Raw genomic sequence first — 23,671 nt, 5'->3', positions numbered from 1 at the left:
GAGATCGAAATTGCCCGCTTTCATCCTGACGCTCAAATGTCGAAACAGACCCGGTATCGTCGCCTGCGTCGCGTCGGAAATCGCGGCGAACGGGGGCGACATAACCGAGGCCGCGCAATTCGACGATCCGCATACCGGCCTGTTCTTCATGCGCGTGGCGTTTTTGCTGCCGGGCGGCGGCGACGAGTTCCGGGCGCGCTTTCAAACCCATGCCTTCGCTTTCGGCTTCGAATGGAAGCTGAATCCGCACGGCACGAGGCGCAAAGCGCTGTTTCTGGTTTCGATGTTCGACCACTGCCTGGTGGACCTTCTGTACCGAACGCGCATCGGTGAGCTTCCCGTCGACTGCGTCGGTATCGTTTCCAATCACCCGAAGGAAATGCTGAAGGCGCAGCCCGATCCCGACATTCCCTACCACCACCTGCCGATCAGCAGGGAAACCAAGCTCCGGCAGGAGGCGCAGGTCAGAGAGATCGTCGATGCGACCGGCGCGGAGCTGGTGGTTCTGGCGCGCTACATGCAGGTCCTCTCGGATGATTTTTCGCGGTATCTGTCGGGGCGGTGCATAAATATTCACCATTCCTTCCTGCCCGGCTTCAAGGGGGCGAAGCCCTACCATCAGGCCTATGAGCGCGGGGTGAAGATGATCGGGGCGAGCGCTCACTACGTCACTCCGAATCTCGATGAAGGCCCGATTATCGTTCAGGATGTCGAGCACATAACGCACCGCGACACGCCGGAAGACATGATCCGCAAGGGCCGGGACATCGAGCGAAGGGTGCTGGCCCGCGCGATTGCGCTTCATCTCGAAGACCGCGTCATGATCAACCACGCCAAGACCGTGGTGTTCGCATGAACAATATGGAAAACGTAAGCGACTTCAACGGTGTGCGGGGCGGCCGGCTTCACGCCTCGATCGAGGTCAGCGCGCGGCAGGCTGCCGAGTCGGCTGAATTGCCGGGCCTATTTCCGAGCGGCATCAGGGTTTACATACCGGATTTGGGCAACGATTCGGATCGGTTGCTGGTCAGCGGCGCAAAGCGCCTGTCCGATCTCGGCTACAGGCCCGTCCCCCACCTTGCCGCGCGCCGCTTTGCCACGCAGGCGCAGCTGGAGTCCCGGATCAAGGCGCTGACGCAAGGTGCCGGCGTGCGCGATATGCTGGTGATCGCGGGAGGTTTGTCGCGACCGGCCGGCGCGTTCTCCTCGACGATGGACGTGCTCGAAACCGGCCTGCTCGACCAATGCGGCGTCACCGACATCGGCGTGGGAGGCCATCCCGAGGGAAGCCCCGATTTCTCGGAGGCGACAGCCAACGAGGCGCTGCGGCTGAAGGCCGAGTTCGCCAAACGAACGGATGCGAGGCTTCGCATAGTAACCCAGTTCGGCTTCGACGGCGCTGGATTCGTGCGGTGGGCGCAAGGACTGGAAGATCACGGCATCGATCTTCCGGTGCATTTCGGCGTGGCCGGTCCGGCAAAATTGACCACACTGATCAAATATGCGATCACATGCGGCGTCGGCAATTCGATCGGCCTCTTGCGCAAGCGCGCCGGCTCGCTGGCGGCCCTGACCACCGTCCATTCTCCCGAACTCGTGGTGGAACCCGTGGAAGAGTTCGTGCGCGGCAATCCCGGCTCGAATATCGTGCAGCTCCATGTATTCGCTTTTGGCGGTATCAGCAGAACCAGCGAGTGGCTGAACGCGCGGGGCTCGTGGAAGGCGTTGCCGCACGAACCGGCTGCGGCAGCGCTCTGAAGCAACAAGGCCGGGCATCAGGATCGCGGACCGGTCATTCCTGGGATCGTCACGGTGATGGAACGAAATGTGTATTGCACCCAGCCAGCGGAGGCGAAACGCTGCATCGCCGCATTGACCTGTTTGCGGGAGGCATTGGCCATGACGCCGAGGTCGGCCTGAGAGGGGTCGTTTGCGGGAGGGAGCGAGATCTTACGCGAAGGCTTTGGCCAGCGATAGTCTCCAGTGCGATTGATCTGCTCCCATCCGAGGGGAGACCACCATGGCCAGCACCCGATCGTAGGCTTCGCCTTCGACATGCCATCGTCCTATGCTGATCAACTCCCAGAAGGTGTGGGTATTTGTGGCGTCAGCCATCTTGCGCAGGCCGAGATTGATCCCTTCCGCAAGGATGACGTTCATCAGCCCGATCCGGTCGCGATGACGTCGTCCAGCGGCTGGCCGTCGTCCAGTGCATCGACCAGGGCCCCGCCAATTTCGGCAAAGGATTTCAGGGTGTCGCGCACCGCGTTCGCCTCGTCGGCGACCCTCGCCCATCTGGTCAACACCGTGAAGGATCTGTCAGACCGCAAGATCGGCCCGCGTATGCTGACCGGAAAGGGAGCTCAGATCGACACCACAACCGCATCCCGGCCGCATGGTGTTCGGTATCTTCGCCACTTTGGCCGACTTTGAGTGGGATCTGATCCGCGAGCCCACCATGGCCGGCCTTGCCGCAGCCAGAGCGCGAGGCCGCAAGGGCGGCCGGAAATTCGCCCTGACCAAAGCACAGGTGCGTCTCGCCCAGGCCGCCATGGCGCAGCGCGTCACTCTCTACCGCTACGTAGGTCCGAATGGCGAACTCAGGGACTACGGTAAGCGCGTTCTCGGCTTAGCGTCGGATTTCGCCCCCCTCCCGCAAACGACCCCCTATTGCCGGACCGTGCGTTGGATAGGTCTCGATCATGGCTTGCCCGGCACCAGTATATATCGATCGTCGCTCGCGATCGGGGTGGTGGCTATGGCGAGGCCATCGCGAAGGCCTTGCCTGATGCTGAACAGGTCGCCGACCGTTGGCACCTGATGGAGAATTCCAGTCGGGCATTCCTCGATGCTGTCGGCAAATCCATGCGCCAGATCGGGCAGGCGGTTGGCAGCAATATCGTTGATCCCAAGCTTTTGACTTGCGCGGAAAGGCTGCAATACGAGGGGTATTTACGTCGCCAGGGGACGAATGAGGCGATCCGGGAACTGTCGAAGAAAGGCGACTTAATCCGGCTGATTGTCCGGCAAACCGGGCATAGCCGGAAGCTTGTCCGCGCCGTGTTACGTGGCCAGCGCCTCGATAGTGCATCAGAGCCACTTTTTAATGGAAAAGCCGCGCGCGCGACATGCACGGCGGCAACGGCATCCACATCGACTACCACGTCATGCGCCATGCGCAGAACCTGGAGACCGTCAACATCTATGAGGGCACGCACGACATCCACGCGCTCATCCTCGGCAGAGCCCAGACCGGCTTGCAGGCATTGTCCTGACCTTCGATGAAACAAGAACCGCGCCGCGCGTTCGCTTAATTGCAATCCTTCAAAACCGGTGCGACTGCGCTCAGGCAAAGCGCCATCGAGACGGCCCCCGGATCGGGTGAACCGACGCTTCTTTCCGCGAGCGGGCGGGCCCGGCCGAGCCGGGGTCGCAAGCTCGCAGTCGCTTGGGCCCTTTCCGTAGCGAGCGCGCTTGCCTGTGGCCATGCCGCGCCGAGCGGAGTTCCTTTTCCCATGGCGTCGAGAAGCGATTCCACGAACGGTGCCAATGCATCCACCATGGTCTTGTCGCCGATTTCAGCTTTGCCGACTTGCTGGACCTGTCTGGCAGCGTGGGCGATTGCCTTTGAAAGAGCCGCGCCGTCGATCACGGTCTTTGCATCGAGCGCGTCTCCCATGGAACTGAGCAGCAGGCCCCAGAGCGCTCCGCTCGTACCGGCGCCCCTGTCGGACCATGCGGCACCTGCCGCGCGAAGGAGTTCCGGCGTGCGGCCGGATGTTCGGGCAGCATCGACCGCAGCGCGCAGGCCGCGCGTCATGCCGACCCCATGATCGCCGTCGCCTGCAACGGAGTCCATTTCGCCAAGCATGGCTTCTGCCTTTGTCACGGCATCGAGCATGGCCGCGAGCGAAGCGCGAACCGCATCGGAACCGGCGTCGTCGCTCGATGAAACCGAGGGACCCTTCGTTGCCCGAGGCGCATTTGCCACCGGCTTGCCAGCAGAGGAAGCGTCAGTTTCCGCGGATGCGACGACAGGAGAACCACGCCGGAACGCCGGGGTATCGACGGGGGCGAGCCATAGATCTTCGAGTTCGTCATCGAGCCAGCAAAGGCTGAGCGAACAGCCGGCCATGTCGAGGCTGGTTACATATTCACCCACTTCCGGAAGGACGGGGTCGATGCCGGCGTCCTTCAGCAAGGGTGCTATGCCGCTCCACAGCACGAGCAGTTCGTCCTGGCTCGTCGCTCCCAATCCGTTCAGCAGAATGGCGGCGCGGCCCGATGCATCCGATGGTCGTTCTTTCACGAGTTCCCCGACGAGTGTCCCCGCCAGCTCGGCCGCGCTCATTCGAGCCGCGCTGCGAACTCCCGGTTCGCCATGGATGCCGAGCCCGAGCTCGAATGTTCCCGGCGCGACATCGAAATGCGGCTTTTCGCGACCGGGGAAGGTGCATGCGGAAAACGCCACGCCAAACGTCCGCGTACGTTCGTTGGCCCGTCCGGCAGCACGCTCGACATTGCCGATATCGCCGCCGGCCGCAGCCGCGGCGCCCGCGATCTTGTAGACGATCATGCTTCCGGCAATCCCGCGCCGCTGGCCTTCGCTTCCCGACGCAGCCGACGCCACGTCGTCAGTTACCTGCACGCTGCGGCAGTCTACGCCTTCGGAGCGAAGTCGTTCCTGCGCCATGTTGAAATGAAGCACGTCGCCTGCGTAATTGCCGTAACAGAAGAGCACGGACGCGGCATCGGGTAAGGCGCGTATCACCTGGTAAATCTGTTCCGCGGACGGCGAGGTGAACACATTGCCCATCACTGCTCCGTCGGCCATGCCCGGCCCGACGAATCCCGCGCTCCATGGGAAGTGCCCGCCGCCGCCGCCCACGACGACCCGGGTCAGACCACGTTGGGCGCGGGCGTTGACGACCCCCGCCGCCGGCACGGCCGATACATAGCGCGCATAGGCCGATGCGTAGCCATTGAGTACCTCCGCGGCGAAGTTGTCGGGATTGTTGTAGATATGGGTCACTGGGCTTCCACCTGATCGGGGCGGAACTTGCCTACCCAATCGAGCTCGGGCTCAGCTTCCGATTCTTTTCGGCGACCAATCGGAAAACCTCCCGCGACGACGATCGATTGACCGGTAAGATAGGAGGAAAGGACGGAACTTAGGAACAGAACTGCATTGGCGATTTCGTCAGGCATGCCAAAGCGCGCCATCGGGGAGCGGTCGGTGAAAGCGGCGCGAAATGTCTTCGTGTCGGGATACCATTCGGGGGTATGTCTGACAGTGTCGATGGCGCCGGGGATAACCGTGTTGACCGTTACGCCATATTTGGCGACTTGCGGCGCAAGAGCCGCGGTGAGCCCCAGCAAACCGCCTTTCGACGTCGTCACATGAACACGGTCCACGCTGCCGGCAATGGCGTCGATCCCCGAGACATTGACGATTCGTCCCCAGCGGCGATCCATCATGCCCTCGACCACGCTTTGGCAGAGCAGGAACGGCGCGCGAAGATTGGTGTCGAGGACATTGGCCCATTCGGCAAGATCGATTTTCGCGATGGGCACCCTTGGGCGGATCGCGGCATTGTTGACCAGAATGTCCACCGGCCCGAGCTCCCGCTCGACGCGGCCCACGGCAGCGCCGATGGAATCCGGGTCGGCGAGATCCACGACGATCGGGATCGCCTGCGTGGATTGCGCACATTCCCTGACCGTGTCGTTGAGTTCCTTCGAATCCGTCCGCGCAGCGACCGCGACGCGGACGCCGGCCCTGGCGAGCGCGATGGCGGTGCTGCGGCCGATATTGCGCGCTGCACCGGTCACCAACGCCACTCGGTTTGCGATGCCCATATCAACTCTGTAGTCGGTCATACCTCAGCTCCCATGATCGATTCCCGGCCCGATATCCCCCCGGGCCTCGACTGCTCGGGCCAAAGCCCGTGTGCAAACAATTCATTGTGTTCGCCCACCGCCGGCGCCGAGGCGGGCACGGGTGGCTGGTAGCCCTGCATGACGAAAGGAAAGCCCTTTCGGCGTGGGGGTCCCGAAAGAAAAACACGCCGCTTCAAGAAATGCGGGCTGTTGACACGGTCCTTCGCGTCATGAACCGCGGCGCAGGCAACACCCGCCGTCGCGAGCTGCCGGACAATGTCGTCGCGCTCGCGCACACGGGTCCAATCAGAGAGCCTGGTGTCCCCAAGAACTCTGTTGGAGGCCCACCAGCCGTGCCGGGCGGCCGCCTCAGGAAGATCCAGAATCCGGGCGACGGCTGCCCGCTCCTTGTCCGTGGCACAGCAGATTGCGATCCACCTGTCGTCTCCCTTGCATGGATACACGTCATGCGGGAGCCAGTCGTTTCGCTCGTTGCCGCGCGGCGCGGCGACATGGCCGGTCGCCTTGTACTCTTCGAGCAGGCTGCTCAGCGTCCAGCTCACAACTTCGCGCTGCGATACATCCAGCATCAGGCCGTGGCGATCCCGCAATGCGCAATAGGCCACGAGCCCCGCGCCGAAGAGGGATACGAGCTGGTCTGGATAATTCACTTCCACCGACGACCAGATCGGTCCGCCGCCCGAATAGCCGGTGACGGAGGCCAGGCCGGACAGCAGGTCCAGCGTCGATCCGTACGATCGATATCGAGCTTCCGGTCCCGACTGGCCCTGGCTCGACAAGGACAGGTAGATCAGTTGCGGGTTCAGGTGGCGCAAGGTCGCCTGGTCAATGCCGAGCTTTTCGGTTACGCCCACCCGGAAATTCTCAATGACCACATGCGCTTCGCGCACCAGGGCATAGAGGTGGTTTCGATCCCCGGCGTCGGTCAGATCAAGGTCGATTCCCAGTTTCCCCGCATTGTTCGAATCGAACATCGGCGACTCGCCAGGCTCGAAAGGCCCCCCACCGGACCATTGGCGGAAAGGATCGGGTCGGGAGCCCGACTCCACCTTTATGACCGACGCACCATAATCCGCGAGTAGGCGGCCCGTGGCTGCGCCTGCGGTAATGGTGCCAAGGTCGAGCACGCGCAGCCCCGCCAGCGGCGCATCCGAACTGGCCTGATCGATCGCGTGGGCTGCATCCGAACCGGTTTCCGGGGCGGCGGGATGAAGATTGTCCCATGTCAGGCGATCGGACCTGAAAAGTGGTCCGGTCGCGGAAGATGCGCCTGGCTGCACAAAGCCCCGCGCGCGGTACTGCGGCGATTGCACGAGATCGGCAACGCTGGCTTCGAACCCGAACGGCAACCCGAGGGCCTGGGCTTGGTGATAAATATCAAGCTTCGGCCTGGCTGCGGCCCATTCCCTGATGACCGGCCACCAGCTCTCCGCCTTGCCCTGCCGAATTCGAGCATCCTTGAGATCAGGATCGGCAAGGCGCGGGTCGCCGACCAGCCGCACGAGAAGGTCCCACTGGTCGGGCTGGAAAATAATGCCGACCTTGCCATCGACCGCATCGACTATTCGCCAGGCACCGCCCGAGGTGCCCGTGCGCGACGGAGCCTGGCCGGTCTGGTTGACCAGAATGTCGCTTTTCCAATCAATGTAGGCCATCACGTCGGCCAGAGCCACGTCAACGACGTCTCCGCCATGTCCCATGTTCCGGCGCCGGAGCGCGAGGACGACGCCGAGAAATCCTACAAAGCTTGCCGCAAACGAGGCTTGTTCGTTGCCAAGCTGAAGCGGCTTGCGACCTGGTTCCCCTATCATCGTGGCCAATCCCCCGAACGCCTCCGCCAGGAGACTGTCCTCGGGCAGGTCCGCCGGTTCGGTGAGGCCAAGCGTCGTGAAACAGACGATCACAAGGTCCGGCCAGCGCCGACGCATTTCGGCGGTATCGAAACCTGCCTTCAGCGCGGCGGAATCGACGATTGCGACGTCGGCGTCATTCAGCGCCGCGGCCGCCATGATTCCGAACTCGGCGGTATCCGGCTCCGGGCGACGCTTGCCCTGGCCCAAGAATGACGATCCACGATCGTGGTCCGAAGATTGTTGCAGGTTATCCGCATCCGGCAGGCGGAGCGTCACCACGTCTTCGCCGAGTCCGGCAAAGAGCCTTCCGCAAATGCGCCCCGACAGCCCGCTTCCGAGCTCGATGATGCGCAACGCCTTCGACCTGGGCGGACTATGCGCTGTAGTCCCGCTGTTGTCGGACATCACACGCCTTGGCCCGGATTGCGCTTCCCGGCTACGAACGCACCCAATCCCGCATCCAGGCTGCCGGTGCGGGCACGGATCTGATTTCCTATGCTTTCCCCGTATTCAAGCGCGGTGTTCCAATCCGAGATGATTGCGGGGACCTGCTGCAGGGCCTTCTTGCACCATTCGAGCGTTACCGCATCGAAGCCGGCGATATGACGGGCCAGTGCCTCCGCTTCCTGCGCAAGTTCGGAAAGAGGCACGCAGCGGTTCACAAGGCCCCATTCTTCAGCGGTGCGGCCCGAGATCCGATTGCCTGTCAGCACCATCCAGGCGGCCCGCTTGGGGGGCAGCCGCAATTGCGTCGACGGTCCGGCCAGGCCCGGATAGAGACCGAACCCTATCTCCGGCATGCCGATTGCCGCCTCTTCCGCGGCAATCGCCAGGTCCGATGAGTTGATGAGGGTGGCGCCTCCACCCAATGCGAAGCCGTTGACCGCAGCAATGACGATTGCCGGATGTTCCCGGATTTCGGCCTGGACCTTGATCCACATCGCGCGGCGAGCTTCGGCATCGAGCGGATCGGCGCCACGCGCCGCGGCGACCTCCTTCAAGTCTACGCCCGCGCAAAAGGCGGGTCCCGAACCGGTGAGTATGATGGCCTTTGCGCGGCCGCGGCAGTCGTCAAGCGCCCCGATGAGCGCCCGGCGCGCTGCCAGATCCATCGCATTGCGCTTATCCGGACGGTTCAAGGTGATGCGCGCAACGTCTTCGCCGAGGTTTTCGAGAAGCACGCGTTCGTTCGAAGGCGTATTCATTGAACGACCCGGAACGCCGGAATGACACGCTCTGCGGGGGTTTGGATGAACTCCAGCCGCAACGGCAAATCGATCTTGAGCGCGTCGGGCGGATCGACCAGCGTGCTTGTCATGAACACGCCCTCTTCGAGCTTCACGAACGCGACGAGATAGGGAAGCTTTTTCTCGAACGCCTCGAAATAGCGCTGATGCATGACGACCCACGACCAAAGCGTGGCGTCGCCGCTTACCACCTGCCAGGTGCTTTCGTCGGCCAGGCAGCGCGGACAAACGGGGCTATCTGGATAGCGCAGATGTTTGCATTTGCCACAGCATTGAAGCCGCAACTCACCCTTGGCACAGCCTTCCCAAAACCCGCGATTGGCATCCGTGATGGGCGGCAACAGCCGAGCATATGCGTCCGTCAACTTTTCAGTCCTCTCAGGCTGCAGTCAGAACATGTGCGGTAACGATGGGCGAAGCGCAGACGTATTGGACGACCTCGCAGCCGGCTACCTGACGCTCGCCGCATTCCCCGCGGATCTGGCGCACAGCCTCGACATGGTGCGCCCACCCCTGCATGTAGCTTTCGGATGTGTGGCCGCCGGCGGTGTTAAGGGGCTGTTCTCCTTCAAGGGCGATGCGGCCGCCGCGTATCCATTCCCACGCCGTGCCGCGATCCGCATGGCCGAAACCCTCGAGGCTGAACAATATCGTCGGCAGAAAATTGTCGTAGATCTGAAGGAGGTCCATGTCCTTCTGCGCGATGCCGCACTGGGCGTAGAGCCGATCGGAGACATTCGCGCAAACGCTGTAGAAGAAGTCCTCGCTCGGATAGTAATTGGTGAGTTCCGACATGCCCGCAGTCGCCGCGACTTTGACCGGCGGCTTTCGCAGGTTCCGCGCGCGGTCCATCGTCGTTACGAGGAACGCCACACCCCCGTCGTTGATGAGACAGTAGTCGAGCAGCCGCAGCGGCTCGGCGATGAAGCGCGAGGAGAGATATTCATCCAGCGTGAGTTCGTCGCGGAAAACCGCAACCGGGTTCTTGGATGCGTTGCGGCGGTTGTTGATAGCCAGGGGGGCAAGCCCGTCCTCCGGCACATTGTAGAGAGCCCGATAGCGCTGGTACATGGTCGCGACGGCAGCGCCGGGCGAGGTCATGCCATACATCGCATCGTAGCCCGCCGTGGACCCGCCGCCTTCGCCCGCTCCTTCGCCGCCGTATTTCATATTCACCGAGCGGCCGTTGTTGCCGTAGACACAGGCAACGGTCGTCGCGAGCCCAGCCCGTATCAGCCCGATTGCTTCCTGCAGCGCGATGCCGCTCATGCGGCCCGAGCCTTCAAGGTCGTGGATGAAATGCACATTGTGCAGGCCCGCGACATTGGCCATGCGCGCATAGTCGACGCGGGAGCAGATCAACGCATCGATCTCGCTCTTGTCTATTCCGGCGTCGTCGATCGCTTCGCGCAGGGCGATGGCGCCCAGTCCGAATGCATCCCTGAAGCGATCCCGGGTCCGGTACAGGGCGCCAAAGTCCGAGTGCCCGACACCGACGATTGCGATGTCCTGATCGAATGAGCGGGCTGTCACTTTCCCTGCTCCTCGGGCCTGTCGAGCAGGTCGAGCGCGTGAAATGCCGCTGCCCTTGCCGCTTCCACATGCCGGGTGGACACTCTCACCGCTGCCTCTCGATCCCGTTGCTGGATTGCCTTCACCAGTTCCAGGTACTCCCGCACGGAAGCGTCCTCGCGGTTGGGTATCGAGGTCGACAGCCTTCGCAGCGCGTGAATGCGGGCGTGCAGGGGCGTGAGGATATCCTGCAGGATTGGGTTGCGGGCGCCTCGCACCAAAAGCTCGTCGAAGCGATAGATGGAGCGCAGCCGCACCTCGGCCGGAACGCCGAGAGGCTCGACATAGCTTGCAAGCTCCTCGACCTCGGAATCCGTCGCGCGCAGCACGAAAAGGCCGGCGGCCATCGGCTCAAGCGCTTCACGGACCTCGTAGATGTATTCGATGTTCTGCCGCGTCATCGTGGCGACCTGGACGCCCCGGCTCGGGGAAGGCTCAACAAGTCCCATTTGCTGAAGGTGACGCACCGCCTCGCGAATTGATGTACGACTGACGCCCGTCAGTTCGATGAGTTCCGGTTCGGTAAGCCGACGGCCCGGGGCGAACTGCCCGTCCACTATGGCGCGGCTGAGGAGCCTGACGACTTGGCCCGGGATCGTGTCGCTCGGCCGATGAATCTGCAAATTTAACTTGGAAGTCATTAGAACCTCGCCATCAATGGTATGACGTAATACGACATATGAGCGGGAGTAAGAACCGTTGTCAATGCCGGTCGGGTTGCGTTTGCCTCTTGTTGACAACCCGGGCGAGCCGTAGCATGCTGAATCGTCATACGTAGTTCGTAGTATGAAATGAAGCGCCGAGTGTCGAGTCCCTGGCAACATTTCTCATCCGGGAAATTCGCTTGCCATTGCGAACGGGTCCGATCGGGCGCGCCGACCGCGTCTGCGCCGCAGGCGTGAAGCAGGGAGGAATTTGTAGTGCAACATGAGCCCTTCAGAGTTTTCTGGCAGCCGGGTTGTTCGGCATGCGTCCGCCTAAAGGAATTCCTGACCGAGCTGGAGGTCCCGTTCGAATCCGTCAATGTCTTGACTGATGCGCAGGGACGAACCGACCTGGCGGCTCTCGGCGCGCGGTCCCTTCCCGTGCTTTCCAGGGGCAAATCCTTCGTGTTCGGGCAGTCGCTCAGCCAGGTATCCGAGTTTGTCGGAAAAAAGCCGGATCTCGATCAATCGCTCTCCGCCCAGAAACTCATGGAGCGGTGGTTCTATTTTCTCGATGTCGCGCGCGGACTGATCGAAGCAATTCCGGCGGACAAGCTCGCCTATCAGCCGGTGCCGGGGCGCGAGCGAACCATACGCGGGCTTTCGTACCACATCTATCAGATCCCAGATGCGTTCCTGCAGACGGTTCAGGAAGGGGTTGAGGATTGGGGCAGGGTGGCAAACCTTCGCGTGTCGGACAACGTCGTCTCGTCGCAAGACATTATTCGGTACGCGGATTCCGTCATCGCCCGGCTGCACGCGTTCTGGGACGGCCTTGACGACAAGTCCTGCAAATGGACGGTCAAGACATTCTACGGCGTTCGGCCGGCGCATGAGCTGCTGGAGCGGCAGACATGGCATTCCGCCCAGCATATCCGGCAGCTCCAGGCGCTGCTGGATGAGTTCGACATCAAGCTCGCAATGCCCGTCGACCCAAATGCCTACAAAGGTCTCCCGATGCCGAAGGGCCTTTGGGAGTAATGGTCTTGCGGTCGGGTCATGCCGGGCCTTGTCCGGTGCATTCTCCATATCTCGCATGACGCCGTTCCGCTGGCCGGATCCTCGCCTTCCTGCGGAAACGGACCGATCGGCCAGGGACGCAAAACGAATTATCCGTCGCGGCGGCCCTGATCGGCACGCTTCGTACTGAGCCCGGACATATGGATGAGCACCGCACGAAGGTCCTGATAGTTGGCGGTGGCCCGGCAGGGTATTCCGCAGCCGTCTATGCAGCGCGCGCGAACCTGAAGCCGGTTCTTCTCCAGGGCCCGCAGTCGAAAAGTTTCTTGCCGGCAGGGTGGAGTAGCCCGATCTGCGCAGCTTGCTCTGGTCCATCGGCCTTGCTCAACCGCCGTTCTCCTGCCCGGTCCGGCGGCCAGGATGTGGCTGCTTTCGCACCTCCGGCCAATGTGCGCTTCGCCGGATTTGCGCCGAAAGAATCGCCGATTTATGCGCTCCCCAAACATCCATTGCCGCGGCGCATCAACCTTGTTGACAACTCTTATAAGTCATCGATAGGGTACTTCGTCATACGTAGTTCGTAATATCAAGTGAGGTAGCAGGTGACCCAATCGGCAGCCGCCGCCCCTGTAGGCGAGTCTTTCTCAGGCCGGAGCGAACTGACGGGATTGACGCGCCATGTCGCAAGGATCGGCCGATCCGTTCGGATCGAAGACTTGCCGGTCCACGTCGTCGATGGCGTGAAAGGCTGCCTGCTCGATTGGCTCGGGGTGGCGCTTGCCGGGTCCGCCGCGAATGCCGCTTCCATCGCGCGCCGCGTAGCGGCACGGGAAGCCGGTGCGGGACATTCACTTATGTTCGGCGATGATTTCAGGTGCGTCGGACCTGGCGCGGCTTCTTTTGCAAACGGTGTGGCCGGCCACGCTCTGGACTTCGATGACGGCTGCCGGGCAATCCACCCCTCCGCGACCATCATGCCGGCCGCGCTCGCAGTCGCGCAGGCTGAAGGCGTTTCGGGGCCGCGGCTGATCGAGGGAATTGTCGCGGGCCAGGAAGTGGAAAGCCGCGTCGAGGGCATCGTGGGCTATGCCCACTACGACGCGGGCTGGCATACGACGGCAACGGTTGGCACATTCGGCGCGGTCGGCGCTGCTGCGCGGATACTCGGGCTCGATCAGGAGTGCTCGCAGAACGCCCTGGGAATCGCCGGCACGGCCGCTGCCGGCCTGCGCGCTTCCTTTGGAAGCATGTGCAAGCCTGTACATGCCGGCAACGCCGCGGCGAACGGCACGCGCGCGGCTCTGCTTGCGGCCGAAGGGTTCACCGGCGCCCCGGATGTGCTGGAGGCCGAATACGGCTTCGCCTGGACCCAGTCCAACGCGGACCAGCAGCGCGCGCTCGTCCGGCACTATGGGCAGGAATGGGTGGATTCACCCGAAACGCAGTTCGACGATCCGCATCGGCCGCTCGGCGCGCCGTACCTCGTCGAGGCCATATACTTCAAGCATCATGCGTCCTGCCTGGGCACGCACGCGCCGATCGAAGCGATGAAGAGCCTTCTTGCATCGACCGGCCTTACCGCGGCCGACATCGTCCAGATACACGCCTGGTGCCCGCCCTTTTCCCTCGACCATTCGAATATCGCGGAACCGAAGACCGGTCTTGAAGGCAAGTTCAGCGTCCGCTTCGCCGTCGTTGCCGCCATGCTCGGCTGGGATACGACCGAGGCAGGGTTCACGGACGAAACGGTAACCCGGCCGGAAGCGGTCGAATGGATGAAAAAGGTCACCGTCGATGCCGCGCATCCATCGACGCGCAATGGTCCGAGCTACGTCCAGGTGACCACAAGGGACGGGCGGGTGCTCAAGCAGGCATCCCCGCATCCTTCGAAACGCGTCAGCACCTGGGACGATCTCACCACCAAATATTTGCGTCTCGCGGTTCCCGTCATCGGCGAACGGGTTGCGCATGGACTTCATCGCCTGGTCGCGGAGCTTGAATCTCTCGACTCTGCCCGGCGTCTTGAGGAGGTCATCCGGGAAGGCCGCTGAGCCGGAGTTCACTTTCCCGCGACAAAGCTGGAAATACAAAGGGAGGAAAATCACGTCATGAATACCGCTTGCATGAGGCGAGGCGTCAGCGCCGCCGCCATACTCCTCGCTGCCGCGCTGGTGCCCAGCCATGGCTTTGCACAAGACGCAAAACGGGGCGATCTCGAAACCTTCACATTCAACTACAACCGCCAACCGCAGCACTTCGACCCGCAGACCTACGCGAGCTCCGTGCAGAACACGGCATTATATCCCATCTTCGATCGCCTGTTTACGGCCGACAATGATGGCGCCGTACATCCGGGACTGGCGGAATCGTGGGATTACAGCGATGACGGCCTGCAGTTCACCATGCATTTGCGGCAGGGTGTGAAATATCAGGACGAAGCGCCTTTCGATGCCGAGTCGGTGAAGGCGAATATCAACCGCACGATGACGGTGGAGGGCGGAACGCAGGCGGTACTTCTGCGCTCGGTGCAGGAGATCAAGGTGGTCGACGACCATACGATCACGCTGGTGTTGAAAGACAAGGACAGCACGCTTCCCTTCGTGTTTGCCGATCTGGCAGGGATGATGCTCAGCCCCGCTTCCTTCGGCGATGCAAGCACGAAGCCCATCGGAGCCGGTCCGTTCAAGCTCGACGAATATGTCTCGGGGCAATACATCTCGTACAAGAAATGGGACGAGTATTGGGACGCAGCGAACATCCACGTCAACAACCTGCGCATCAACATCACGCCGGACCTGACCACGGCGTTCAACAGCTTGCAGAGTGGCGCGGCCGATGCGGCCTATATCAGCGGCAATGACGCGAAGATGGCAGAAGATATGGGGTTGGTGGTCGATGCGCATCCCACGACTTCCCAATATCGCCTGTGGATCAACCCGCAGAAAGCCAAGCCCTTCGCCGACAAGCGGGTGCGCGACGCGGTCAATCTTGCGATCGACCGCAAGGCGATCACCGATAGCCTGTATGCAGGATATGCGACCCCCGCGTCCCAGTATTTCCCCCAGGGGTCGCCGTACTACAATACCAGTCTTCCCGAGTTCAAGTTCGACCCCGAGCAGGCGCGCAAGCTGCTCGCCGAGGCGGGATATCCGGACGGTTTCTCGTTCCTCTCGGGGGCGACGACCACGGATGTCGGAGCCTATGTCGCCGTTCAGTCCATGCTCGCCGACATCGGCATCAAGATCGATTTCCGCGTCCAGCCTTCGGCAGAGTCCGGCAGCTCCTATTACGGCAAGGAGACGGACGCCCAGATCGCCACATGGGGTGGTCGCCTCGATCCGCTCGCGACGTTGCAGTTGACGACGGGCGATACGATCCAGAATCCGGGCAAGCTGACGACGCCCAAATTCCTGAGTATCCTGGATGAGGCGCTGGCCACGACCGATCCGGCCAAGCGGATCGAGCTGATCCAGGCGCTCAATGCGGAGATTTACGAGCAGGCGCTCAACATTCCGATTGCGTTGCCGGCCTCGATCATTGCGTTCCGTAAGGGGATCGCGGGTATGCCTTCGCCCACCTGGTCGGATCGTGCACTCGACTTCCGCAATGTCTACGCTACGCAAGACTAGCAGCAAGCAGAGTTCAGATGATTGCGGAACTGATTCGATGGATACCACGCATGATGCTGACGATCGTTCTCGTCAGCATCGTGGTATACAGTCTTGTCCTGCTCGTTCCGGGTGACCCGGCGATAACGATCGCCGGGGAAACCGCCACGGCGGAGCAGGTCGAGGCGACGCGAGTCAAGCTCGGACTCGACCAGCCGGTCTACGTCCAATATCTGAGGTGGGCCGGCAACGTCCTCCAGGGTGATTTCGGCACCTCGCTGTTCAGCGGCATCCCTGTGACCACCGAGATCATGCAAAGGCTGCCGGTGACGATGTCGCTTGCCCTGGTGACGGTAATCCTTGCCCTGCTGATAGCCATACCCGCCGGCATTCTCGCCTCGATCCATCGGGGAACCTGGATCGACCGGTCGATTACCGCCGTCTCGAGTATCGGTATGGCGATGCCGGATTTCTGGATAGGCCTGTTGCTGGTGGCATTCTTTGCGCTGACGCTGCGCTGGTTTCCAGTCGCGCAATATGTCCGCTTCGAGCAAAGCCCGCTGCTCTGGATCTGGCACCTCTTTCTGCCGGCCCTGGCGCTGGCAATATCCAAATCCGGCGAACTCACACGGCAACTGCGTGGGTCGATGGCGAGCGTGCTTGACGAGAATTACATACGCACGGCGCGCGCCAAGGGGCTGCGCGTGCCCGTCATCATCGGCAAGCATGCGCTGAAAAATGCAGCGACGGCTTTCGTGACGATGCTCGGGATACGCATCACCGCCCTGCTCGGCGGCGTTGTGGTGCTCGAACGCGCCTTTGCGCTGCCCGGCCTGGGCAGCCTCGCCGTCGATTCCGTGCTCAAGCGGGACCTCCCGATGGTGCAGGGCGTCGCACTGGTCACTGCGATCATGGTGCTGTTCGTGAATCTCGCGGTGGACCTGTCCTATCGCTATTTCAACCCAAAGGTTCGGATCTGATGAGCGAAACCCTTGTTGGACAAGGTGCGATTTCGCACTCGCTTGAAGAAACCGCCCGGCGCTGGTCGGCCGACCGAGCCGCGCGCCGGACGGCGGACGACGTTCCGCACACGCCCAGCACGACCCCGCTGAAGCGCTTCATACGCCGCTTCCGCAACCAGAGGCTGGCGATGCTCGCGGCGGGCTTCATACTCTTTCTCATTCTGGTCACGATCCTGGGAGGCACGCTTTATCCGGTCGACCCCAACACGCAGAAGCTTTCAATGGCCCTGCGTGCGCCTGGCGTGGACGGCTACCCGCTCGGATCGGACGTATATGGCCGCGATGTGCTCAGCCGCCTGATTTCCGGCACGCACGTTTCGCTCGCGGCGGGCGGCATCGCCGTATCCGTGGCAGTCCTGATCGGAACACCGCTGGGATTGGCGGCAGGGCTGCTTCGGGGATGGATCGACCGGGTGCTGTTGTTGGCGACGGACACGTTGATGTGTTTTCCGGCCCTGCTGCTGGCGATCGCCATCGTCACGGCTCGCGGTCCGGGCCTGGTGAATTCGATGATCGCGGTCGGCATTACGCAGGCACCAAGGCTGTTCAGGCTCGTACGCGGTACTGTTCTTTCAGTTAGGGAGGAGACTTATATCGATGTCTCGCGAAGCATCGGCACGTCCACCAGCATGATCGCGGTGAAGCATGTGCTGCCGAACGTGCTGCCACCGCTTCTGGTCCAGCTTTCCGTGTTCATGGCGCAGGCCATGCTTGCGGAGGCAGCCCTGAGCTATCTCGGGCTCGGCGTCCTTCCGCCGCAATCGAGCTGGGGTTCCATGCTGAGCGAAGCATCGCGCTATCTTTCTGCTGCGCCCACCTTCATCCTCTGGCCAGGACTGTGCATCGGTCTTACCGTTCTTGCCTTGAACGTCCTCGGCGACGGGCTGCGCGATTCGCTCGGCCGTGAGACACAGACGGGGCGTTGATGTCGGTGCTTCAAACTGTAAGGCATGCGGCATATCCGGGCCCGAGCAAGGCGCGGGCAGGGCCGGACGTGGCCAAGCTTGCCCTGGAAGTCAACAATCTGACCATCGAACTTGCGACCAGCAGGGGCTGGACGCGCATTGTCGAGGACGTTTCCTTCTCGATCCCGTCAGGGAGTTCGCTCGGTATTGTCGGCGAGTCGGGATCAGGCAAGACGGTGACGGCGCTCGGCATCATGGGATTGCTGCCGCCGCGCGCGAGCCGCATTCCGTCGGGCAGCGTGCGCCTGGACGGCCGGGAGTTGATCGGGATGCCCGAACATGACCGGGAGGACATCCGCGGCAAATCGATGACCATGATCTTCCAGGAGCCGATGGCCTCCTTGAACCCCGGCTTCACGGTGGGCGACCAGATCGCCGAACTTGCCAGGCGTCATCTCGGGGCCTCGCGCAGCGACGCCATGAAGCTGGCCGTCGAGGCGCTGGACCGTGTGGGGATACCCAATGCGGCGCGTCGAAAGGACGACTATCCGCACGAATTTTCCGGCGGAATGTGCCAGCGCGTGCTCATTGCCATGGCCATCATCTGCAAGCCGCGGGTGCTTATCGCCGACGAGCCAACCACGGCGCTCGACGTTACCATTCAAGCGGAAATCCTAGATCTCCTTCGCGAGATGGTGCGCGAGCTGCAGATCGGGCTAATCTTCGTGACGCATGATCTCGGCGTTGTCGCGGACGTCTGCGACCAGGTGGTCGTGATGTATGGTGGCCAGATTGTATCGGTCGACCGCGCGGAAGGGCTTTTTTCCGCGCCGACCCATCCCTACGCCGAAGGCCTCATGGTCTCATTGCCGCAGATCGGCTTCGGACTCCGCGCCCTGGCTTCGATCGGCGGAGAGGCGGTGACGCCAGCCAGCATCCCGCCGGGCTGTCGCTTCCATCCGCGCTGCCCTTACGTGCAGGATGCCTGCCGCACCGTAAAGCCTGCTCTCCGGGCGCTGCCGGGTGGCGCGATGACGCGCTGCCTGCGCTATGAGGAATTGAATCTTGTCGGGCCGGCCAGATGACGGAAATCAACGGCAACATCGTCCCAAAGGAAGTGCTGAAAGTATCTGACCTCAGCGTCGAATTCGGACTCCGCTCCGGCCTTTTCAAGCCGCGCCGGACGCTGAAGGCCGTCAGCGGCGTCTCGTTGAAGCTGGAGGCCGGCAAGGTTCTGGGAATCGTCGGGGAGTCCGGCTCCGGCAAGACGACAACCGGACGTGCGCTCATGCGGCTTGTCGAGCCATCCGCGGGGTCCATCGAACTGTCGGGCGTCGATATCACCAACATGTCCCAGAGAGAATTTCGTCGTTACCGTCGGCACGTCCAGATGGTGTTCCAGGATCCCTATTCGTCGCTCGATCCAAGCATGGTTGTCGGCGAAAGCATCGCCGAACCGCTCATCGTGCATGAAGGGCTTAATCGCCGGGCACGCGATGCGCGTGTCCGCGATCTGCTGATTGCCGTCGGGCTCGCCCCCGCACTGGCGGATCGGTATCCCTATGAACTCTCCGGCGGGCAGCGGCAGCGGATTTCAATTGCGCGCGCCATCGCCGTCCGTCCGGACGTCCTGGTATGCGATGAAGCAATCAGCGCGCTCGACGTCTCGGCACAGAACGGCATCATTCTCCTGCTCGACAAGCTGCGCGGCGAGATGGGAACCGCACTGGTTTTCATAAGTCACGACCTGTCGGTGGTGCGCAATCTGGCGGACTGGGTTGCCGTCATGTATCTCGGCCGGGTTGTCGAGGAAGGTCCGCCGGAGCGCGTCTACGCAGAGCCGGCGCATCCCTACACTGAGGCCCTGATTTCCGCAATTCCGGTTCCCAACCCTCGCATCCAGCGGGAGCGACGACGCATTCGACTCAAGGGCGAGTTGCCTGACCCGTCCAACCGTCCGAAAGGATGTCCGTTCAGCTCGCGGTGCTCGCGCGTCATGGATATCTGCGCTGAGATCGACCCGACGCCCACATCGGTTGCGGGTGGCGGGGAAACGCGCTGCCATTTGCACACAGCCCTGTAGCGCCTTCAGGCTGACCTGGATATCTCAGGAACCCGGCTCTTCCTTCGATGAAAGTCCGAGCATCTTAATGGCAAGTATCTTCGCGGCGACGCCGAGCGCGGCGAGATAATCGCCGAACCACTGTTCCGGCGCGCGGATGCGGCTCCGGCACATCCGGATTATGTCGTCCAAGTCGCGGTAGTCCTGTCCAGCCCTTAGAGTGTCATTTCGCCCCCAGCCGGAACCGACCCCTCGCGGGCGGATGGAAACATCTGACGCGGCCTGCCTATGCCGATGCGATCCGCGCTGCGGTGGGAGCAGGGGGGTCCGTGGGCCTCACCCAGTCTGAGGTGCTGGAGCTGATGTGCGTTGCCTGTTTCCAGCCGATCACCCGCGCGGTTCAAGCATGATCGCGTCGGGCCCGCGCAGCCCGACTCCCGGCGCGCCCTACACCTATGTCACGACGAAGGCCTTCCTGCTGGAGTTCGGCCTCGACACGCTGCGCGACCTGCCGGATTTCGAGGCGCTGGAAGATGCCGGCCTGTTATCGAGGGACAAGCTGCTGGCGGGTGACATCATGTCGGGTTTCCCACGGTGAGGAACCCTGCGTCGTCATAGAAAGCGACGATGACGCTCCAGATCCTGCAATGCAAATCCCATCGGCTGCTGGGGCCTGTCCCTGGCAAGCGCACTGATGGTGAGGCTGGAATTCCGGCCTTATCGGCATCCGTTACGCGAGCGAGAGCGCAAGCATTATTTCGGTCCTGTTCAGGCGGACGCTGATGTCGGGACTGCTTCTGCTGCCACTTGCCCTTTTGGTTGGGCCGCGCATCCGTATTCGCGCCCTGATTGAACAGACGATACTTGGCGCGGCGATGATGTTGATCTATCTGGGAGGGTTTGCGCTTGCCATCGGCCGTCGGGTGCCCACGGGACTTGTCGCGCCGATTTCCGATCTTTTCCCGCTCGCCATCGCTGCTTGTCAAAGCCGATGCTTGGTCACCGGCTGACCGCAACGCCATGGACGGGAACCGGTTTCGGTCGCGATCTCACTCGGCCTGGCAGTCACGCTGTTCAGCGTTTGGCTTGCATCGTTGCGGAGTGTAGCCTTGAATCCGACATGTGCTTAACTTTGCAGCTTCGCCATAGCTATCTGCCTGCCAGCAAGCAGCTAACCGGCGATTCGACAGTGTGGTCGGGAGAGAGAACAGTCAGGAGTGTTTGGCATTCCTCTGTTGCCAGATGGTGGTTCCCGATCTGCTGAGGAGGACCGTGATCCGATAATCTGCGATCATTGTGGGCCGGATTATCCCCAGGCCATGAGTTGCCAGTCAGGTTTCTAGAAACGATTCTTATGGAAAAGCTATGCAGTCCAGCCAGTTGAAAGGTCAGGTCCGGCGAACCGCGCGCAAGAAAAAGGCCGATTCTAACGCACTCAACAACGAATCCGATTCAAAGAAGGAAAGAGGTGCCGCCGCCATACAGGAAGTGGCAAAAAATATATTCGTTAAGTATGGATTTTCCTGGTTTTCCTTGCTTCGTTCTTCCTGATTTTGCTGAACAGCACTGCCGCCGTGCGCAACATTCCGCTCAATTATATTCGGGCGGCGCAGATGCTGGGGGCCAGAAGAGATCAAATATTGCGTCGTGTGGTCTTGAGAGCGGCGATGCCGGGCGTTTTGACGGGCATGCGCATAAGCCTCGGCATTGCGTGGTCTTCTGTGATTGTCGCGGAGATGCTCGCCGTGAAATCGGGCGTGGGATATGTCCTGTGGAACTCCTACTTCCTGTTTCGGATGGACCAGTTGGGCGCGGCTATGCTGACCATGGGTATGCTCGGGTTGGCGTCGGACCTGGTGATGCGCTGGCTTACCCGGAAGCTCGTCGGCTGGAGCCTGAGATGACTGTACACAAAATGCTTTCAAAAGAATTCGACACGATGTTGCCAGGCAGCCTTTCTGCAGAGAAAGTCAGCAAGAATTTTACCAATCCGGCCGGGCAACAGATTCCAGTCCTCGACCGCTTGAGCCTGGACATCCAGGATGGCACCTTCATGTGCATCCTTGGCCCGTCGGGATGCGGAAAGACAACCCTGTTGAACATGATGGCAGGGTTCACCCACCCGGACGAGGGCTCGCTGAAGCTCGGCGGCAAGACAGTTACAAAGCCGGGCCCCGATCGCGGGGTGGTTTTTCAGGATTACGCCATATATCCATGGCAGACCGTAGAGCAGAATATCGGTTTTGGCCTCAGCCTGAGACATGTCGACAAGAAGACCATAGCCGAGCGAACGAAGCACTATATCAACCTGATCGGGCTTTCAGGCTTCGAGAAATATCTCCCCGGGCAGCTTTCCGGAGGCATGCGGCAGCGTGTGGCGATTGCCAGAGTGCTGGCCAACAAGCCGCGCGTTCTCTTGATGGATGAGCCATTCGCAGCGCTGGATGCGCAAACGCGCTATCTTTTACAGCAGGAACTGGTTCGGGTATGGCTTGAGGAAAAGCCGACCGTCGTTTTCATCACGCACAATATCGAAGAGGCGCTGTTGCTTGGTGACAGGGTGATCGTCATGACCAGACGCCCCGGCCAGATAAAAGCCGACATCGTCGTCCCGCTCGATCGTCCGCGCGACATATCCGAGCCGAGTTTCAATCAGTTCAGGCGCCGGCTGATGGAATTGATCGAAAACGAAATCGACGTGCACTGAGTGCAGCCAGCGGGCTTGGCCGACTACCTGACTTGACAAGCGATGATGGTCATGAAGATCAATCGCCACAGCTCCCGTGCAAAGCTGCCTGGGGCGACCGATTTCTTGGTGCGGGTTCTCAATCGTCTCCTTCCATTGCGCGATCCAGCCGATTGTGTGCGCGACGGCCAGTATGGCTGTGAACATTTGGGTGGGAAAACCCAGCGTTCGCATGGTGACGGTGGTATAGAAATCGACAATCGGACAATGTCCGTTCTCAATGAAGTAGCTGTCGGGCAGACATGATCTAGAAAACGATATCGTCAGGCGACCGCAAAATGCGTGTCCGATGTGACGACTCCAGGGCCGCGGCGGAGTCGAATTCACGCAGAGTGGAGAAATTGAGGCCGGTTTCCTGTTCCACCGTAGCGATTGTCGTTTGCAGATGGTTGGTTTGCAGGTCCGTCAGCGTGTTTTGCCGCAGGCTGGCTTCGATCAGCTTGATCTGCCCGAGGTGAAGGCCGTGGCGCCAAATTTGCCCGGCTGCTTCTCCACCACTACCACCTTCCAAAACGAGACCGGAATGCGCCAGGGTTCGCCATCGCGATGGTGGCCGTATTCAGGATCGTCGTCGCGGCAAATCGGCCCGGCGAACACGCTCATCCGCCGCTCCTTGGTCTGCGCACGGTCAAGTACGTAGTCCTCGACGTCAAACCATCTGCCGGCTTTGAAGCCCTGCACTTGTGACGCGGCATTCGTGTAGTGGAATGTGTGTTCGTCGGCGATCTGCGACTGGTCTAGCGTATTGAAATTCTGGATACAGTCACGCGTCTTGGGACCAATTGTTGCAGCAGCGCTCACGCTATTTGCTTTGACCGGGCTGACCTTCTGGGACATTGAACGATCTCGATAGTCCCGTGACTGTGGATCTGGAACTTAAATTCAGGCAGGATGGCATTCTTGTTGCTGCCTTGGATGACAAGATGCCTTTGATCGAGAACAGAAGCGATCCAATATTTCAAATCATCGTAACGCTTGAGAGGGCCAAGATCGGCGAGGACATGGAGGGATTAGCTATTGCAGTTGGATCGGTCGTACAACTGAACGGGATAAATCCCGAAGGTCAGTAACCATGCGCTTTGCGCTCGACG

23 protein-coding genes and 7 pseudogenes are annotated in these 23,671 nt (G+C 61.5%); 18 read left to right on the top strand and 12 right to left on the bottom strand.

Features of this window, described 5'->3' with window-relative positions; all coding sequences use genetic code 11:
* Positions 1-10 precede the first annotated feature (10 nt).
* Entirely contained in the window at positions 11-856 is an 846-nt protein-coding gene (gene purU, locus M9924_18410) for a formyltetrahydrofolate deformylase (GenBank protein ID MCO5066363.1), read from the top strand.
* Positions 853-1,758: a methylenetetrahydrofolate reductase gene (locus M9924_18405; protein ID MCO5066362.1), complete on the top strand. Its 906-nt coding sequence runs from the start codon at positions 853-855 to the stop codon at positions 1,756-1,758. The genes purU and M9924_18405 overlap by 4 nt, the downstream gene beginning before the upstream one ends.
* A 255-nt stretch (positions 1,759-2,013) precedes the next feature.
* Here the strand turns inward: M9924_18405 and M9924_18400 are convergent.
* Together M9924_18400 and M9924_18395 are read right to left on the bottom strand one after the other, a co-directional pair.
* Positions 2,014-2,175, bottom strand: a pseudogene (locus M9924_18400) (transposase).
* The gene (locus M9924_18395) at positions 2,160-2,330 is read right to left on the bottom strand and encodes a hypothetical protein (GenBank protein MCO5066361.1); all 171 of its coding nucleotides are present in this window, start codon (positions 2,328-2,330) and stop codon (positions 2,160-2,162) included. Before M9924_18395 ends, M9924_18400 begins: the two are co-directional and overlap by 16 nt.
* Between M9924_18395 and M9924_18390 the strand changes: the two are divergent.
* From M9924_18390 to M9924_18380, 3 pseudogenes are all read left to right on the top strand, one after another.
* Positions 2,284-2,632 (top strand): annotated as a pseudogene (locus M9924_18390) (recombinase family protein). The gene M9924_18395 and the pseudogene M9924_18390 overlap by 47 nt on opposite strands.
* A gap of 68 nt (positions 2,633-2,700) precedes the next feature.
* A pseudogene (locus M9924_18385) lies at positions 2,701-3,072 on the top strand (transposase).
* Between the two features lie 44 nt (positions 3,073-3,116).
* Positions 3,117-3,275, top strand: a pseudogene (locus tag M9924_18380) (acyl-CoA dehydrogenase).
* Between the two features lie 35 nt (positions 3,276-3,310).
* On the opposite strand, the gene M9924_18375 reads toward M9924_18380, so the two are convergent.
* From M9924_18375 to M9924_18345, 7 genes are read right to left on the bottom strand one after another with little or no spacing between them, the layout of a single operon-like run.
* Positions 3,311-5,032 carry a dihydroxyacetone kinase family protein gene (locus tag M9924_18375; GenBank protein MCO5066360.1) on the bottom strand — a complete coding sequence of 574 codons (1,722 nt, stop codon included), beginning with the start codon at positions 5,030-5,032 and terminating at the stop codon, positions 3,311-3,313.
* On the bottom strand, positions 5,029-5,880 hold the full coding sequence (locus M9924_18370) for an SDR family oxidoreductase (protein ID MCO5066359.1): 852 nt from the start codon (positions 5,878-5,880) through the stop codon (positions 5,029-5,031). Before M9924_18370 ends, M9924_18375 begins: the two co-directional genes overlap by 4 nt.
* Positions 5,877-8,159: a CoA transferase gene (locus M9924_18365; protein MCO5066358.1), complete on the bottom strand. Its 2,283-nt coding sequence runs from the start codon at positions 8,157-8,159 to the stop codon at positions 5,877-5,879. Before M9924_18365 ends, M9924_18370 begins: the two co-directional genes overlap by 4 nt.
* Positions 8,159-8,959: an enoyl-CoA hydratase/isomerase family protein gene (locus M9924_18360; protein ID MCO5066357.1), complete on the bottom strand. Its 801-nt coding sequence runs from the start codon at positions 8,957-8,959 to the stop codon at positions 8,159-8,161. Before M9924_18360 ends, M9924_18365 begins: the two co-directional genes overlap by 1 nt.
* On the bottom strand, positions 8,956-9,366 hold the full coding sequence (locus M9924_18355) for an OB-fold domain-containing protein (GenBank protein ID MCO5066356.1): 411 nt from the start codon (positions 9,364-9,366) through the stop codon (positions 8,956-8,958). Before M9924_18355 ends, M9924_18360 begins: the two co-directional genes overlap by 4 nt.
* A 13-nt stretch (positions 9,367-9,379) precedes the next feature.
* Complete coding sequence (locus M9924_18350; GenBank protein MCO5066355.1) at positions 9,380-10,534, bottom strand: thiolase family protein; 1,155 nt, start codon at positions 10,532-10,534, stop codon at positions 9,380-9,382.
* Positions 10,531-11,214, bottom strand: a complete 684-nt coding sequence (locus M9924_18345) for a GntR family transcriptional regulator (GenBank protein ID MCO5066354.1) — start codon at positions 11,212-11,214, stop codon at positions 10,531-10,533. Before M9924_18345 ends, M9924_18350 begins: the two co-directional genes overlap by 4 nt.
* 279 nt (positions 11,215-11,493) lie before the next feature.
* Here M9924_18345 and M9924_18340 point away from each other — a divergent pair, with 279 nt between their 5' ends.
* The 8 genes and pseudogenes from M9924_18340 (at position 11,494) to M9924_18305 (ending at position 19,855) form a co-directional block, all read left to right on the top strand.
* Positions 11,494-12,258 (top strand): DinB family protein, encoded by a 765-nt coding sequence (locus tag M9924_18340; protein MCO5066353.1) that lies wholly within the window; start codon positions 11,494-11,496, stop codon positions 12,256-12,258.
* A 179-nt stretch (positions 12,259-12,437) separates the two neighbouring features.
* A pseudogene (locus M9924_18335) lies at positions 12,438-12,545 on the top strand (FAD-dependent oxidoreductase).
* Between the two features lie 408 nt (positions 12,546-12,953).
* Positions 12,954-14,288 carry an MmgE/PrpD family protein gene (locus tag M9924_18330; protein MCO5066352.1) on the top strand — a complete coding sequence of 445 codons (1,335 nt, stop codon included), beginning with the start codon at positions 12,954-12,956 and terminating at the stop codon, positions 14,286-14,288.
* 57 nt (positions 14,289-14,345) lie between these two features.
* Complete coding sequence (locus tag M9924_18325) at positions 14,346-15,866, top strand: ABC transporter substrate-binding protein (protein MCO5066351.1); 1,521 nt, start codon at positions 14,346-14,348, stop codon at positions 15,864-15,866.
* 50 nt (positions 15,867-15,916) lie between these two features.
* On the top strand, positions 15,917-16,825 hold the full coding sequence (locus tag M9924_18320; protein ID MCO5066350.1) for an ABC transporter permease: 909 nt from the start codon (positions 15,917-15,919) through the stop codon (positions 16,823-16,825).
* Positions 16,825-17,793, top strand: a complete 969-nt coding sequence (locus tag M9924_18315; protein MCO5066349.1) for an ABC transporter permease — start codon at positions 16,825-16,827, stop codon at positions 17,791-17,793. Before M9924_18320 ends, M9924_18315 begins: the two co-directional genes overlap by 1 nt.
* 68 nt (positions 17,794-17,861) lie before the next feature.
* The gene (locus M9924_18310) at positions 17,862-18,857 is read left to right on the top strand and encodes an ABC transporter ATP-binding protein (protein ID MCO5066348.1); all 996 of its coding nucleotides are present in this window, start codon (positions 17,862-17,864) and stop codon (positions 18,855-18,857) included.
* Positions 18,854-19,855: an ABC transporter ATP-binding protein gene (locus M9924_18305; protein ID MCO5066347.1), complete on the top strand. Its 1,002-nt coding sequence runs from the start codon at positions 18,854-18,856 to the stop codon at positions 19,853-19,855. Before M9924_18310 ends, M9924_18305 begins: the two co-directional genes overlap by 4 nt.
* Before the next feature lie 24 nt (positions 19,856-19,879).
* On the opposite strand, the gene M9924_18300 is transcribed toward M9924_18305, so the two are convergent.
* On the bottom strand, positions 19,880-20,026 hold the full coding sequence (locus M9924_18300) for a hypothetical protein (GenBank protein MCO5066346.1): 147 nt from the start codon (positions 20,024-20,026) through the stop codon (positions 19,880-19,882).
* 59 nt (positions 20,027-20,085) lie between these two features.
* On the opposite strand from M9924_18300, the pseudogene M9924_18295 reads away from it, so the two are divergent.
* From M9924_18295 to M9924_18280, 4 genes and pseudogenes are all read left to right on the top strand, one after another.
* Positions 20,086-20,432, top strand: a pseudogene (locus tag M9924_18295) (SMC-Scp complex subunit ScpB).
* Between the two features lie 184 nt (positions 20,433-20,616).
* Entirely contained in the window at positions 20,617-20,844 is a 228-nt protein-coding gene (locus M9924_18290) for a hypothetical protein (protein ID MCO5066345.1), read from the top strand.
* A gap of 355 nt (positions 20,845-21,199) precedes the next feature.
* Positions 21,200-21,385 carry a hypothetical protein gene (locus tag M9924_18285; GenBank protein ID MCO5066344.1) on the top strand — a complete coding sequence of 62 codons (186 nt, stop codon included), beginning with the start codon at positions 21,200-21,202 and terminating at the stop codon, positions 21,383-21,385.
* Between the two features lie 220 nt (positions 21,386-21,605).
* On the top strand, positions 21,606-22,541 hold the full coding sequence (locus tag M9924_18280) for an ABC transporter ATP-binding protein (protein MCO5066343.1): 936 nt from the start codon (positions 21,606-21,608) through the stop codon (positions 22,539-22,541).
* A gap of 69 nt (positions 22,542-22,610) precedes the next feature.
* Here M9924_18280 and gltA read toward each other — a convergent pair.
* Together gltA and M9924_18270 are read right to left on the bottom strand one after the other, a co-directional pair.
* A pseudogene (gltA, locus tag M9924_18275) lies at positions 22,611-22,820 on the bottom strand (citrate (Si)-synthase).
* A 195-nt stretch (positions 22,821-23,015) separates the two neighbouring features.
* Complete coding sequence (locus M9924_18270) at positions 23,016-23,417, bottom strand: DNA/RNA non-specific endonuclease (protein ID MCO5066342.1); 402 nt, start codon at positions 23,415-23,417, stop codon at positions 23,016-23,018.
* A gap of 20 nt (positions 23,418-23,437) precedes the next feature.
* On the opposite strand from M9924_18270, the gene M9924_18265 reads away from it, so the two are divergent.
* Positions 23,438-23,650 (top strand): hypothetical protein, encoded by a 213-nt coding sequence (locus tag M9924_18265; protein ID MCO5066341.1) that lies wholly within the window; start codon positions 23,438-23,440, stop codon positions 23,648-23,650.
* Positions 23,651-23,671: the final 21 nt, after the last annotated feature.

The organism is Rhizobiaceae bacterium (genome assembly GCA_023953835.1).
GTDB lineage: Bacteria > Pseudomonadota > Alphaproteobacteria > Rhizobiales > Rhizobiaceae > Mesorhizobium_G.
This window is presented reverse-complemented; position numbering and strand designations above follow the sequence as displayed.